The sequence below is a fragment of the Microbacterium sp. Yaish 1 genome, from assembly GCF_002245215.1.
Classification (GTDB): domain Bacteria; phylum Actinomycetota; class Actinomycetes; order Actinomycetales; family Microbacteriaceae; genus Microbacterium.
In genome coordinates, this window is sequence record NZ_NPMR01000002.1 from 197432 (window position 1) to 210534 (window position 13103).

Genomic DNA, 13103 nt, shown 5'->3' on the forward strand with positions numbered 1-13103 from the left:
ACGTATGAGTGAAATCGCGAGGTCAGGCGGACGCCACCGTCGTCAGCTGCAGCAGGCCCTCGCCGACGATCGAGAGGGCGCCGAGGACAGCGGGCGAGGACTGCGTCTCGTGGATGAGGGAGCGGTACGCGCGTGTGACGTCATCGCGCCGGACCGGGTCGGCGACGGCGCCGCCCGCCAGCACACGCGGGACGAGCACCATCCCGCCCGGGCGGACGAGGCGGAGCCCGTGCTCGACGTACTCGATGACCCCGTCGGCATCCGCATCCACGAGCACGATGTCGTACGAGGCCTCGTTCATCCGCGGCAGCACATCCGCTGCCCGGCCGGTGATGAAGCGCGCCCGAGCGGGCGGGATCCTCGCCTCGGTGAAGGACTGCCGGGCGACGGCGAGGTGCTCCGGCTCGATGTCGATCGTGGTCAGCGTGGCGCGCGGCGACCCGTGGAGCAGCCACAGCGCCGAGACCCCTCCGCCGGTGCCGATCTCCACGATGTTGAGCGCGCCGGTGGCGGCGGCGAGCACGGCGCACTGCGCACCCACCGGAGGACTGATCGGGGCCGCGCCGATCTCGAGGGCGTGTGCACGCGCGCGAGCGATGTGCTCCGGCTCCACCGTCGCCTCCATCGCGAACCTGCGGATCGCTTCCTGATCACCCATGCATTCCTCCTGGTTCCAGCGTAGGCGTGCGGATGGCTCCGGCCGCTGAGGCGCACGGGTAATCTGGGGGCATGTCGTTCGGCCTCGATTGGGACAAGCTCCTCATCATCGGTCTGGCGGCGGTTCTCCTCCTCGGCCCCGAACGCCTGCCGCGGCTGGCCGAGACTCTCGCCCGTTTCACGGTGCGCGCTCGGGACTGGGTCAACGGCGCGAAGGACCGCGTCAAGGACGAGATGGGCGAGGACTTCTCCGACGTCGAGTGGCGCAAGCTCGATCCGCGGCAGTACGACCCGCGTCGCATCATCCGCGACGCGCTCCTCGAGGACGCCCCTGTTCCCACGGTGCGCGCCGCCGCAGCCGGCGCTGCCATCAGCACCGCGACCGCGGTCGGGATGGATGCCGCGGGCGACGCGGCGATGCGCTTCGAGCGTGGCGCTGTCGTCCCCTTCGACGACGAAGCGACCTGATCGGCCGGGTCAGCCCACGCGCAGGGGCAACGGGCGACCGCTGAGTTCGCGGCCGCCGCGCGCGATGCTGTCCGCGATGCGGACGATGGCCGCCGCAGCGGGGTCGCCCGGGTGCGCGACGACCACGGGGACTCCGCTGTCGGCGTCCCCGCGCAGATCCGGGCTGAGCGGTACCGAACCGAGCATCGGCACCGGATCCTCCGCCGACAGGGCTTCGGCGACGCGCATCCCGCCGCCGCTGCCGAAGAGGTCGAGCGATGTACCGTCGGGAAGCGTCATGGCCGACATGTTCTCGATGACCCCGATCACCCGCTGGCCGGTCTGACGTGCCACCAGGCCGCTGCGGACCGCCACGTCGGCGGCGGCCGCCTGCGGAGTCGTCACGACCACGACGTCGGCGTGGGGGAGCAGCTGTCCGACGCTGATGGCGACGTCGCCGGTGCCGGGAGGCATGTCGATGAGGAGCACGTCGATATCGCCGAAGAACACGTCGGTGAGGAACTGCGAGACCGTGCGGTGCAGCATCGGTCCGCGCCACGCGACCGCGCCCGGGGCCTTCTGGTCGCGTGGGAGGAACATGCCGATCGATATCGTCCGCACATCGTGGGCGACGGGCGGGATCATGAGCCCGTCGATCCGCGTCGGCTGCGGCGGCAGCCCGTCGGTGTCGACGAGACCCAGCAGCGCGGGAATCGAGAAGCCGTGCACGTCCGCGTCGACCAGTCCCACGGCGAGGCCCCGTTGAGCGAGGGCGACGGCGAGGTTCGCGGTGAGCGTCGACTTGCCGACCCCGCCCTTGCCGCTCGTGACGGCGATCACCCGGGTGAGGGATTCGGGCCCGAACGGGTTCTCCCGGGCCGCTCTGCCGCCGCGCAGTCTCTCCGTGAGCGCGGCTCGCTCGGCCGGGGTCATGACGCCGACCTCGACCGTCACCTCCTCGATGCCCGGGGCAGACAGCGCCGCCTCCCGGACATCGCGCTCGATCCGGTCCGCCGCCGGGCAGCCGAGGATCGTCAGGGCGATGCCGACGCGGGCGCGGCCGTCCTCCACCGCGATCTCGCGCACCATGTCGAGCTCGCCGAGCGGTTTGCGCAGTTCGGGGTCGCGCACCGCGGACACGGCCGCGCGGACGGCATCGGCGCTCATCGCGGATCCGGTCGCTCGTCCGACTCGAGGCGGTCGAGCGCGGTCCGGAGCTCGGCGCGCAAGGTCTCCTTCGTGACGAGCCCGTCGGTGAGGTCCGAGATCGCCATGCGCAGGGCGACGACCTCGCGCGCGAGGTATTCCGTATCGGCGAGGTTCCGCTCGGCGCGCTGGCGGTCCTGCTCGATCTGCACGCGGTCCCGGTCGTCCTGACGGTTCTGGGCGAGCAGGATCAGGGGCGCGGCGTACGACGCCTGCAGGGAGAGCATCAGCGTCAGGGCCGTGAAGCCGTTGGCTGCGGAGTCGAATCGCAGCTCGACGGGCATCAACGTGTTCCACGCGAGCCACGCGGCGCAGAACAGCGAGAGTGCGACGAGGAAGCCGGGTGTCCCCATGGCCCGGGCGATCCACTCGGTGAAGCGACCGAAACGGTCACGCGAGGGCTGGGACGTGCGCTGACCCAGCACGCCGCTCACACCGCTCCGCCGCCCGCGGGGCGCCTCGAGCGAGGGGGTCTTCGATGCGCGGGCCATCAGCGCCGCCCCCGCATCGCGGCGGCATCCTGCGGCTCGACGTCCTGCGACCGCCAGTCGTCGGGGAGCAGATGATCGAGCACGTCGTCGACGCTCACGACTCCGACGAGGCGCCGGGCCTGGTCGACGACCGGAACGGAGACCAGGTTGTAGCTGGCGAGCATGCGCGCGACCTCCGCGGCCGAGGACGAGGCGGCGACCGGGTCGACGGTGTCGTCGATGATGGCTCCGAGCCGCTCATGCGGGGGATAGCGCAGCATCCGCTGGAAATGCACTGTGCCGAGCAGCCGGCCCGTCGGCGTCTCGTACGGGGGGAGCGTGACGAAGACGGATGCGGCCAGGGCAGGATGCAGCTCGTGCCGGCGGATGAGCGCGAGCGCCTCGGCGACCGTCGCCTCGGCCGACAGCACGATGGGGTCGCTCGTCATGAGCCCGCCCGCGGTGTCGGGGCCGTACTCGAGCAGAGCGCGGACGTCCTCGGCCTCCTCGGGCTCCATGAGGTCGAGGAGCTGCTCGATGCGGCCCTCCGGCAGCTGACCCAGCAGGTCAGCCGCGTCGTCGGGCTCCATGGCGTCGAGGATGTCGGCGGCGCGCTCGTCGCCGAGCCGTTCGAGGATGTGCACCTGCTCGTCTTCGGGCATCTCCTCGAGCGCGTCGGCGAGACGCTCGTCGGGAAGCTCTTCGGCGACTTCGAGCAGACGCTCCTCGGGAAGGTCGAGCAGCGTGTTGGCGAGGTCCGCGGGCTTGAGCTCGGAGTAGGTCGCGACCAGCTGCTCAGCCGACTGGGCGGCGCCCGACGACTGGTCCTCGCGCACGTCTCCCCATGACGCGAAAGTCGTCGGCCCCTTGGCGAAAGGCGACGCGCTCGTCTTGGGCCGCCGGAGGAAGAGCTGACCGATGTCCCACTCGCCGAGCCGATTCCGCTCGATCGCGACGTCCTCGATGACGGCGCCGCCCGACCCGTCGCGGAGGTAGACCTTGCGCCCCAGGAGCTCGGCCATGACCCGCACCTCGCCGCCGCGCTGCTGGAAGCGCCGGACATTGATGAGCCCGGTCGTGATCACCTGACCGGTCGCGATCGAGGTCACCCGGCCGATGGAGAGGAACACGTTGCGGCGACCCGGGATCTCGACGACGAGACCGATGACTCGCGGAGGGTCCGATTTGCGGAAGATCACGACCACGTCGCGGACCTTGCCGAGACGGTCGCCGGCGGGATCGAACACGACGCACCCGACCAGGCGCGCGACGAAAACCCTCTGCGTACTCACCGCTCCAGCGTAGTCGGCGACCGCAAAGGTGGCCGTGACACAATGACGGAATGAGCATGATGGGCGGGACGCCCGCGGTCACGGGTGAGAAGGTCGCCGAGTACGCATCGTACGAGGCCGCGCAGAAGGCGGTGTCGACACTCATCTCCGCCGACATCCCGGCACGTGAGATCGCGATCGTCGGCTACGGGCTGCGGTCGGTCGAGACGGTCACCGGCCGTCTGGGCTACGCCACCGCAGCACGGACCGGCGCGATCAACGGCATCCTCCTCGGGCTGATCTTCTCGCTGATCTTCGTCTTCGGCACGCCCGACGCCGCGATTCAGCTCTTCCTCGGCGTGATGCTCGTCGGCGTGGCCATCGGCATGATGATGAGCCTCGTGATGTTCGCCCTCGTGCGGCGCCGGCGCGACTTCGCGTCGGTCACGCAGGTCGTGGCCGATCACTACGAGGTGACGGTGCAGGCGAGCAGCATCCATCGCGCCCGTGGCGCACTGAACGTGGCCCCGGCCCGCCCCGCGACGCCGACCACCCCGGTGCCGGACGGGCCGCCCCGCTACGGTGAGCGCATCGACCCCGTCCCCGCCCCGACCGGAGACCGCCCCGCCCCCGGGCCGGCGGCCCCCACCGGCACTCCCGCGGGCCCGCCGTCGGGATCGCCCGCACCCGGACCTGTGGACGCACCGCTCCCGCCCGCGGTCGGGCCGGTGCCCGGTGGCGAGGCCCCCGGCCCGGAGGCACCGGGCACGCCCGAGCCGCCGGCGAGCGACCCGCGCTGATGATCGACGCGGTTTCGGTCGACGTGACGGCCGGGACCGTCGAACTGCCGCTGCTGCATGACCGCGCCGACGCCGCGCGCGCGGTGATGATCCTCGCTCATGGCGCCGGCGCGGGACCCGCGCATCCGTTCCTCGACGGTTTCGCCCGAGCCGGCGCGGCGGCCGGGGTGGATGTCGTCCGCTTCCCGTTTCCCTACGTCGTCGCGGGCCGCCGGCTTCCCGGCTCCGTCCCCGATGCGCTCGCGTCCTGGGCCGCTGTCTTCCGGGCGATCGAGGACGCACGTCCCGGGATGCCCATCGTGGCGGCGGGGAAGTCGTACGGCGGTCGCATGGCGTCGATGGCGGCGGCATCCGGAACGATCGATCCCGCGCTCCTGGTCTATCTCGGTTACCCGCTCCACCCGCCCGGCCGCCCCGATCGTCCGCGCGCCGACCACCTGCCCGCGGTCGCGGCGCCGCAGCTGTTCGTGTCCGGGACGCGCGATCCGTTCGTGGAACCGGTCGCCGACCTCGAGGCGGTCGTGTCGACGTGCACCGACGCCGAGCTGCTCTGGGTCGAGGGCGCCCGCCATTCGTTCGAGGTCGCGGGGCCGAGACGCGACGCCGACGAGATCGGGGCGAGCACGGCCGAGCTCGTCGTGCCCCGATGCCTGAGCCGCATGTCCGCCTGACGGCGGACGACCGGGGTCACCGTCCGGCCGCGTAGCCCTGCATCCCGCGCGGGTTCGCCGCCGCCCACAGGAGCCCGCGGTCCCGGTCGATGCCGACGGCCGAGAGACGACCGAGGCTCCAGGGCCCCACCCGGGTGACGTCGTGGCCGCGGGACCGGAGACCGGCGGCGACCTCGTCGCCGAGACGGTCCTCCATCACGACCCCGGCCGGAGTCCAGGTGCGGGGCCAGAAGGAGTCGATCATCGCGGTGGTGTGCAGTGTCGGCGCGTCGATCGCCGACTGCGCGTCCCAACCTCCGACCAGCATCCGCAGCAGCATCGGCAGCTGCCACTGGTCCTGCTGGTCGCCGCCGGGCGTTCCCATCGCGATGTCGGTCCGGTCGCCCGTCATCACGAGGGTGGGGGAGAGCGTCGTCCGCGGGCGAGCACCCGGTCGCAGCGCGGCGGGCGACGTCTCGTCGAGCCACGTCATCTGCAGGCGGGTGCCCAGCGCGAACCCGAGCTCGGGGATCGTGGGAGAGGATTGCAGCCAGCCCCCGGACGGCGTCACCGCGATGATGTTTCCCCACCGGTCGACGACGTCGATGTGGCAGGTGTCGCCGCGGGTCTGGCCGGCGCGGCCGACCGTCGGTTCGCCCGTGCCGGCGACGCTCGTCCCGTCCGGGCGAACGAGCGGCGGACGGTGCGGTGCGCGGCCCGACAGGCTGCCGGGACGCCACTCGCGCGACGCATCCGGCAGCAGCTGTGCGCGACGCTCGGCCAGGAAGCCGGGGTCGAGGATCTCCGAGATCGCGCTGTCGTCCCCGAAGTGCGCGTCACGGTCGGCGAGGGCGAGCTTGAGAGCCTCGACGATCGTGTGGGCTCCCTCCGGTGTCGCCGGATCGATGCGATCGTCGGGCAGAGGGTCGAGCAGTGCGAGTGCCTCGAGCAGCGCGGGGCCCTGCGTCCACGCGCCGGCCTTGACGATGGTGCGGCCCCGGAACACGGTCGTCAGCGGTTGCTCGTAGCCCGCGGAGAAGGCGGCGAAATCGGCCGCCGTGATGACGCCCGCGTGCCGGCCGCCGGTGGAGTGACGGTGGGGCTGGGCGACGAACGCGGCCGTCGCGTGGGCGACGACGCCCGTCTTCCATTCGGTGCGCGCCGCTTCCACGCGTCCCACGCGGTCGGTGGCCCCGCGACCCGCCTCGACGAGACTCTCGAACACCCGCGCGAGCGCGGGGTTGCGGAACACGTCGCCGGCGCGGGGCACGGTGCCCTCCGGAAGCCAGAGGGCGGCCGACGAGGGCCATTCCTCGCGGAAGAGCTGTGCGACGCGCTCGATCGTGGCCGCGGCCGACGCGAGCAGAGGATGGCCGTCGCGAGCGTAGCCGATGGCGAAGGCGAGCACATCGGCGAGCTCCCAGGTGCCGTAGTCGCGCAGCAGGAGCAGCCACGCGTCGACCGCGCCTGGCACCGCGGCGGCGAGGGCGCCCGCGCCGGGGACGGCGTCGAGCCCCTCCGCGCGGTAGTGCTCGATCGTCGCTCCCCGAGGAGCCGGTCCCTGTCCCATGAGCACGCGGGGCCGCGCATCGTCGGCGGCGTGGAACAGACCGACGAGATCGCCGCCGGGTCCGTTCAGGTGGGGCTCGACGACCTGCAGCACGAATCCGCCCGCGGCTGCGGCGTCGAACGCATTGCCGCCGCGCTCGAGAACGGCCTGCGCCGTTCCGGTCGCGAGCCAGTGGGTCGCAGCGGCCATCCCGAAGGTGCCGGTGAGCAGCGGTCGCGTCGTCTGCGCGGGCGGCGCCGAGAAGCCGTCGGTCACGACGCGGAGCGCGCGATCCAGGCCTCGACCTCGTCCGCGGTGCGCGGGATGTCGGCCGAGAGGTTCACGGGGCCGCTCTCGGTCATGAGGATGTCGTCCTCGATCCGGACGCCGATGCCGCGGTACTCCTCGGGCACGGTCAGATCGTCGATCTGGAAGTACAGGCCCGGCTCGATCGTGAACACCATGCCGGGTTCGAGGATGCCGTCGTAGTACATCTCGCGCCGCGCCTGCGCGCAGTCGTGCACGTCGATGCCGAGGTGGTGGCTCGTGCCGTGCACCATGTACCGCCGGTGCTGGCCGCCGTTGTCGGCGTCGAGCGCCTCGTCGGCCGTCACGGGGAGCAGACCCCATTCGGCGACACGCGCCGCGATGACCGACATGGCCGCTTCGTGGACCGAGCGGAACGTGACACCGGGACGGGCCGCGGCGAAGGCGGTGTCGGCCGCTTCGCGCACGGTCTCGTAGATGCGACGCTGGATCTCGGTGAAGCGCCCGGACACCGGCAGAGTGCGCGTGATGTCGGCGGTGTAGAGACTGTCGATCTCGACGCCCGCGTCGATCAGGATGAGGTCGCCGGGCACCACCGGCCCGTCGTTGCGCGTCCAGTGCAGGTAGCAGGCGTGGGGCCCCGATGCGGCGATCGTGTCGTAGCCCTCGCCGTTGCCGTCCGTGCGCGCGCGCAGGTGGAACAGACCCTCGACGACGCGCTCGCCCCGCGGGGTGGCGATGATGCGGGGCAGGTCGGCGACGATGTCGTCGAAGCCGCGCGCGGTGGCGGCGACCGCGAGGCGCATCTGCTCGACCTCGTACTCGTCCTTCGTGAGCCGGAGCTCGGACACCGCACGCGTCAGGTCGGCGTCGGCCTCCAGGACGAGATCGTCTGCGCGCAGCTCGACGTCGGCCAGATGGGCGGTCGCGATTCCGAGATCGACGGCGACGTCGTCGAGCGCGGGACGCGGCCCGATCCAGAACTCTCCGACCGAGGCGTCGGCGTAGAACTCCGGGGTCGTCCGGTCGGCGCGGTCGCGCAGATAGAGCGTGACGTCGTGGCCCTCGGCGGTGGGCTCGAACACGAGCACCGAGTCGGGAACCGCGTCGCTGCCCCAGCCCGTCAGGTGCGAGAACGCGGAGTGCGCGCGGAAGGGGTAGTCGGTGTCGTTCGAACGCTGCTTGAGGGAGCCGGCCGGGATGACGAGGCGCCGGCCCCGGAACTCTCGCGACAGCCGCTCGCGCCGGGCCGCGGCGAACTGGGCCGCCTGGCGGGGAGCGCTCGAGACGTCGGGCCGCGGCGCCCATCCCTGCGAGATGTTGTCGAGGAAGCCTCGGGGGAACGGCTGACGCCTGTTGGTGTTCTCGGCGGGGGCTTCGGACGCAGTCGTCGCGGTTCCGGTCGTGTCGGTTCCCGTGGTCTCGCTCGTGGTCATGTCTCCAGTCTCCCACCCGGCGCCGCACGGAGGCACGGATCAGCGCCGCGTGTACTGCACCACGAGGGGCCGGTGGTCGCTGCCGGAGTCGTCCAGCGACGAGATGACGACGGACCCTTCGGGCTTCCACGACGCCGTCGCCATGATGTGGTCGATCGGCGCTCCCAGGGGAGCGGGCACATCGGTCGGCCAGGTGCCGATCCCGCCGTTGCCGGTGGCGCGGGCGGCGTCGTGGCATCGCCCGAGATCGGCGTCGTCGATGCCGAGCCGCGCCATATGGTCGAGCGTCGCGTTGAAATCGCCGGCCATGATGACGTCGTTGGTCGCGCACTGGTCAGCCAGCCACTGGAGGTCGCTGCGCCAGCTCGCCATCTCGTCCGGACGCGGGGCGACCGCATGGACGGCCACGACGACCGGCCCGTCTCCGTCGACGGGCATCGCGACCGCGCTCGGGACGATGGTCGTGTTCGTCGTGCCGCCGGCTTCGGACTCGATGACGGAGTAGTCGCCCAGTTCGGGCGAGATCAGGAGCGCCGTGGAATTGGCGTCCCAGCTGTCGGGACCCTCGTAGCTGTCGACGTGAGCCCACATCGGGCGCCCGCGCTCGCGCATCGCCACCGCGACCGCACGCCCGGTGTCCATCGTCGTCTCGGGCAGCGCGACGATGTCGGCCTGCATGGCCACCGCCGTCTCGGCGATGGTCTCGGCATCGGTCGCGGGGCCGGCGGTGTTCCAGGTCATGACCCGGATGCTGTCGTCCGTCTTCGGCGGCAGCGTCTCGGCACCGAGCCCGCGGAGCGCCAGGGTGCCGGCGCCACCCGCTGCGGCGACGAGCGCGACGAGGGCGACCCAGAGGCAGAACGCACGGATGCGGCGCCCGAGCGAAAGGAGCAGGAACAGGAGGGCGATCGCGACGAATGCGCCGATCAGCAGCGGGCGCAGCGCGACGATCTGCGCGAACGGGAACTCCCGCTCGAGTCGGAGGAGCTCCGGCCAGGTGGCCACGACGGCCGCCGCTGCGAACAGGGCCACCACGAGGGCTCCGAACACGCGCTTCACGCCTCGACTCTATGAGAGCGAGGCTGGACGATCGCCGGGCACGGCTACGCTGTGGAGGATGGGAACGGCAGCGCGCGCACACGGGTTCCACGGGCCCAGCGACCTGCATCTGCATTCCATCCGGTCGGACGGCACGGAGCCCCCCGCGGGTGTCGTGCAGGCCGCGCACCGCGCCGGGCTGCGCACCATCGCACTGACCGACCACGACACCACCGCGGGATGGGCAGAAGCCGCCGAAGCGACGGCGTCGCTCGACATGACCTTCCTCCCGGGAATGGAGCTCAGCGCGCGGCACGAGTGGCGGACCGTTCATCTCCTCGCCTACCTCTTCGACCCCGATCATCCGCGGCTGCGCGCCGAGATGGAGCGCATCCGCGAAGACCGGGTCGGTCGGGCCGAGCGGATCGTCCGGAGCATCGCCCGCTCGCACGATCTGACGTGGGACGACGTACTCGCGCAGACGGGTGCCGGTGCGACGGTGGGGCGACCGCACATCGCCGACGCCCTCGTCGCGCGCGGCCTGGCGGCCGACCGCGCCGCCGCCTTCGCGGGCATCCTGCACCCCAGCCAGGGTCATTTCACCCCGCACTACGCGCCGGACCCGATCACCGCCGTCGAGCTGGTGGTCGCCGCCGGCGGCGTGCCGATCCTCGCGCATCCGTCCCCGAGCGGACGCGAGCGCATGATGCCGCCCGCCGTGCTGCGCGAGCTCGTCGACCACGGTCTCGCCGGCTTCGAGGTCGAGCACCGGGAGAACACCGCGGACGGCAAGCGCGTCCTGCGTGCGATCGCCGCCGAGCTCGATCTCATCGTGACCGGGTCGAGCGACTACCACGGTCTCGGCAAGCCGAACCAGCCGGGCGAGAACACGACCGACGACGAGATGGTGGAGCGGATCATCTCCCGCGGCAGCGGAACGGCGCCCGTCTACGCGTAGACGGGCGCCGTTCGGGCGTCGTGAGGCGTGGGTCAGCCTGCGGCGGGAGCCGTCGTTCCAGCCGACCCCGAGCCGCCGCGGCGACGGCGCCGACGGCGAGGCGAGGTCTTGCCGTCGCGGTGCTCGGACCCGCCGCCGTCGTGCGTGCCGGTCCCGGCATCCGTCGGCGCGGGCGCGGTGCCTTCTGCGGCGGCTGCGCCGTCACCCGAGCCGCGTGAGCGACGGCGGCGTGGACGCTTCGCCTCGCCGTCGGCCGAGTCGGACGAGACGGTCTTCACGCTCTGGGTCGTGGGGAGCTTGCGCAGACGCCCCTTCGTGCCCGCGGGGATGTTCAGGTCCTCGAACAGGTGCGGGCTCGACGAGTACGTCTCGACGGGCTCGGGCTGGCCGAACTCGAGGGCGCGGTTGATGAGGGCCCACTTGTGGAGGTCCTCCCAGTCGACGAAGGTGACCGCGATACCGGTGCGGCCGGCGCGACCGGTGCGGCCCGCCCGGTGCAGGTAGGTCTTCTCGTCGTCGGGGATGGTGTGGTTGATGACGTGGGTGACGTCGTCGACGTCGATGCCGCGCGCGGCGACGTCGGTGGCGATCAGGACGTCCTTCTTGCCGGCCTTGAAGCCGGCCATCGACCGCTCCCGTGCTTCCTGGCTCATGTCGCCGTGCACCGCGCCGGCGTTGAAGCCGCGGTCGTTGAGCTCGTCGACGAGCTTCTGGGCCGCCCGCTTGGTGCGGGTGAAGATCACGGTCTTCCCGCGGCCCTCGGCCTGCAGGATGCGGGCGATGACCTCATCCTTGTCGAGCGAGTGCGCACGGTAGACGAGGTGCTTGATGTTGGCCTGCGTCAGGCCTTCGTCGGGGTCGGTCGCGCGGATGTGGATGGGGTTCGACATGAAGCGTCGGGCCAGCGCCACGATCGGTCCCGGCATGGTCGCCGAGTAGAGCATCGTGTGGCGAACGGGCGCCACCTTCTGGAAGATCTTCTCGATGTCGGGCAGGAAGCCGAGGTCGAGCATCTTGTCGGCCTCGTCCAGCACGACCTCGGTCGCGTTGGACAGGTCGAGCAGGCGCTGGCCCGCGAGGTCGATCAGGCGGCCCGGCGTGCCCACGACGATCTGGGCGCCGGCCTTGAGCTGGTCGATCTGGCCCTCGTACGCCTTTCCGCCGTAGATCGCCACGACGCTCGTCGAGCGGTTGCGGGTGAGCATGTCCATGTCCTCGAAGACCTGGACGGCGAGTTCGCGGGTGGGGACGACGATCAGGGCCTTGACGCCCGGTGCCGGGTCGAGACCGAGGCGCTGGACGACGGGGATGCCGAAGCCGAACGTCTTGCCGGTTCCCGTCTTGGCCTGGCCGATGATGTCCTGCCCGGGCAGGCCCAGCGGGATCGTCTGCTCCTGGATCGGGAAGGCGTCGACGATGCCCTTGTCGGCGAGGGCGTCGACGATGTCCTGGTCGACGCCGAGATCAGCGAATGTGGTCATGGGTGACGTGCCTGTCTGGCGGTGAGAAGCCGCCGGGGATGAGGGTCCACGCCCTTCACTCAGCCACAGGCGCGGGGCCCCGGTCCGATGCCGGGGCGCATCCAGCCTACCGCGACCCTAGGCTGGGACCGTGGTGAGCTGGTTCTTCAAGCGCAAGCGTCCCGTCGGCCGCACTCTGCGGCTGCGATCCCGAGGCGACTACGGGGACGTCCGTCGCGTCGATTTCGAGGAGCTCGCTCCCGACGTCGACACCTTCCTCGGGCAGGCCGCGTACCTGCAGCTCGGCTACTTCGAGACACTGAGCGACCTCATCGCCTCGACGCCGGAACTGTCGCAGAAGGAGTCGCTGTCACTGGCGGCGGGCACGGCGCTGCTGAAGCACCGCGAGCTCGTCGGGGTGATCCGCGACCGCGGTGCCGATCCGCTCGAGCTGATGCTTCCCTTCCGCGAGCCGCTCGATGCCTTCCGCCGTGCCACTCACGGCGCTCGGCCGCTCGAGACGATGCTCTCGGTGCACCTGACCGCGGGGATGCTGGACGACTTCTACCTCGCCCTGTCGGCGAGCTACGGCGACACGGGACGCCAGGTCGCCGTCATCCTGCGCGCGCACGACGACCGCAGCGCGCTGGTGCGCATCATCACGGACGCGATCGCGGCGGACGAGCAGTGGCGCGGACTGCTGTCGCTGTGGGGTCGGCGTCTCGTCGGCGACACGCTGCTCATCGCGCGTGCTGCCCTGCGGTCGACCTCGCTCCAGCCCGCCGACGAGAAGCGGGTCGAACCGACCTACGCCGACGTCATGGCCGCGCATTCGCGTCGCATGGCGGCGATGGGCCTCGAGGCCTGACGACGGGGCCGGGCAGCCGGCCGGGC

13 protein-coding genes are annotated in these 13103 nt (G+C 71.8%); 5 read left to right on the forward strand and 8 right to left on the reverse strand.

Going from position 1 to position 13103, the window contains the following annotated elements; all coding sequences use genetic code 11:
• Positions 1 to 22: 22 nt before the first annotated feature.
• Complete coding sequence (locus CI089_RS09980; protein ID WP_094261459.1) at positions 23 to 658, reverse strand: O-methyltransferase; 636 nt, start codon at positions 656 to 658, stop codon at positions 23 to 25.
• A 71-nt stretch (positions 659 to 729) separates the two neighbouring features.
• Between CI089_RS09980 and CI089_RS09985 the strand changes: the two genes are divergently transcribed.
• Positions 730 to 1125 (forward strand): Sec-independent protein translocase TatB, encoded by a 396-nt coding sequence (locus CI089_RS09985; RefSeq protein WP_094261460.1) that lies wholly within the window; start codon positions 730 to 732, stop codon positions 1123 to 1125.
• A 9-nt stretch (positions 1126 to 1134) separates the two neighbouring features.
• Here the strand turns inward: CI089_RS09985 and CI089_RS09990 are convergent, their stop codons facing one another.
• Genes CI089_RS09990 through CI089_RS10000 form a run of 3 tightly spaced genes read right to left on the reverse strand, consistent with a single transcriptional unit; the run spans position 1135 to position 4072 of the window.
• Positions 1135 to 2271: an Mrp/NBP35 family ATP-binding protein gene (locus CI089_RS09990; RefSeq protein ID WP_094261461.1), complete on the reverse strand. Its 1137-nt coding sequence runs from the start codon at positions 2269 to 2271 to the stop codon at positions 1135 to 1137.
• Positions 2268 to 2801, reverse strand: coding sequence for a DUF1003 domain-containing protein (locus tag CI089_RS09995; protein ID WP_094261462.1), 534 nt, complete (start codon positions 2799 to 2801; stop codon positions 2268 to 2270). The genes CI089_RS09990 and CI089_RS09995 overlap by 4 nt, the downstream gene beginning before the upstream one ends.
• Positions 2801 to 4072 (reverse strand): magnesium transporter MgtE N-terminal domain-containing protein, encoded by a 1272-nt coding sequence (locus CI089_RS10000; protein ID WP_064956763.1) that lies wholly within the window; start codon positions 4070 to 4072, stop codon positions 2801 to 2803. Before CI089_RS10000 ends, CI089_RS09995 begins: the two co-directional genes overlap by 1 nt.
• 50 nt (positions 4073 to 4122) lie before the next feature.
• Between CI089_RS10000 and CI089_RS16445 the strand changes: the two genes are divergently transcribed.
• Together CI089_RS16445 and CI089_RS10010 are read left to right on the forward strand one after the other, a co-directional pair.
• Entirely contained in the window at positions 4123 to 4851 is a 729-nt protein-coding gene (locus tag CI089_RS16445) for a general stress protein (RefSeq protein WP_094261463.1), read from the forward strand.
• Positions 4851 to 5522, forward strand: coding sequence for an alpha/beta hydrolase family protein (locus CI089_RS10010; RefSeq protein WP_094261464.1), 672 nt, complete (start codon positions 4851 to 4853; stop codon positions 5520 to 5522). The genes CI089_RS16445 and CI089_RS10010 overlap by 1 nt, the downstream gene beginning before the upstream one ends.
• A gap of 16 nt (positions 5523 to 5538) precedes the next feature.
• Here CI089_RS10010 and CI089_RS10015 read toward each other — a convergent pair whose 3' ends face one another.
• The 3 genes from CI089_RS10015 to CI089_RS10025 form a co-directional block, all read right to left on the reverse strand.
• Positions 5539 to 7260 carry a gamma-glutamyltransferase family protein gene (locus CI089_RS10015; RefSeq protein WP_094262446.1) on the reverse strand — a complete coding sequence of 574 codons (1722 nt, stop codon included), beginning with the start codon at positions 7258 to 7260 and terminating at the stop codon, positions 5539 to 5541.
• 62 nt (positions 7261 to 7322) lie between these two features.
• Positions 7323 to 8753: an aminopeptidase P family protein gene (locus CI089_RS10020; protein ID WP_094261465.1), complete on the reverse strand. Its 1431-nt coding sequence runs from the start codon at positions 8751 to 8753 to the stop codon at positions 7323 to 7325.
• A gap of 39 nt (positions 8754 to 8792) precedes the next feature.
• Positions 8793 to 9812, reverse strand: coding sequence for an endonuclease/exonuclease/phosphatase family protein (locus CI089_RS10025; protein WP_094261466.1), 1020 nt, complete (start codon positions 9810 to 9812; stop codon positions 8793 to 8795).
• Between the two features lie 58 nt (positions 9813 to 9870).
• On the opposite strand from CI089_RS10025, the gene CI089_RS10030 reads away from it, so the two are divergent.
• Entirely contained in the window at positions 9871 to 10749 is an 879-nt protein-coding gene (locus CI089_RS10030) for a PHP domain-containing protein (protein WP_094261467.1), read from the forward strand.
• A gap of 32 nt (positions 10750 to 10781) precedes the next feature.
• Here the strand turns inward: CI089_RS10030 and CI089_RS10035 are convergent, their stop codons facing one another.
• A complete protein-coding gene (locus CI089_RS10035) occupies positions 10782 to 12230 on the reverse strand; it encodes a DEAD/DEAH box helicase (protein WP_094261468.1) in 1449 nt (482 codons plus the stop codon).
• Between the two features lie 130 nt (positions 12231 to 12360).
• Between CI089_RS10035 and CI089_RS10040 the strand changes: the two genes are divergently transcribed.
• A complete protein-coding gene (locus CI089_RS10040) occupies positions 12361 to 13077 on the forward strand; it encodes a ferritin-like fold-containing protein (RefSeq protein WP_023950553.1) in 717 nt (238 codons plus the stop codon).
• Positions 13078 to 13103: the final 26 nt, after the last annotated feature.

Coding starts and splice junctions, on each gene's coding strand:
- CI089_RS09980 (WP_094261459.1), bottom strand. CDS start 658: ATGGGTGATCAGGAAGCGATCCGCAGGTTCGCGATGGAGGCGACGGTG.
- CI089_RS09985 (WP_094261460.1), top strand. CDS start 730: ATGTCGTTCGGCCTCGATTGGGACAAGCTCCTCATCATCGGTCTGGCG.
- CI089_RS09990 (WP_094261461.1), bottom strand. CDS start 2,271: ATGAGCGCCGATGCCGTCCGCGCGGCCGTGTCCGCGGTGCGCGACCCC.
- CI089_RS09995 (WP_094261462.1), bottom strand. CDS start 2,801: ATGGCCCGCGCATCGAAGACCCCCTCGCTCGAGGCGCCCCGCGGGCGG.
- CI089_RS16445 (WP_094261463.1), top strand. CDS start 4,123: ATGAGCATGATGGGCGGGACGCCCGCGGTCACGGGTGAGAAGGTCGCC.
- CI089_RS10010 (WP_094261464.1), top strand. CDS start 4,851: ATGATCGACGCGGTTTCGGTCGACGTGACGGCCGGGACCGTCGAACTG.
- CI089_RS10015 (WP_094262446.1), bottom strand. CDS start 7,260: ATGGCCGCTGCGACCCACTGGCTCGCGACCGGAACGGCGCAGGCCGTT.
- CI089_RS10020 (WP_094261465.1), bottom strand. CDS start 8,753: ATGACCACGAGCGAGACCACGGGAACCGACACGACCGGAACCGCGACG.
- CI089_RS10030 (WP_094261467.1), top strand. CDS start 9,871: ATGGGAACGGCAGCGCGCGCACACGGGTTCCACGGGCCCAGCGACCTG.
- CI089_RS10035 (WP_094261468.1), bottom strand. CDS start 12,230: ATGACCACATTCGCTGATCTCGGCGTCGACCAGGACATCGTCGACGCC.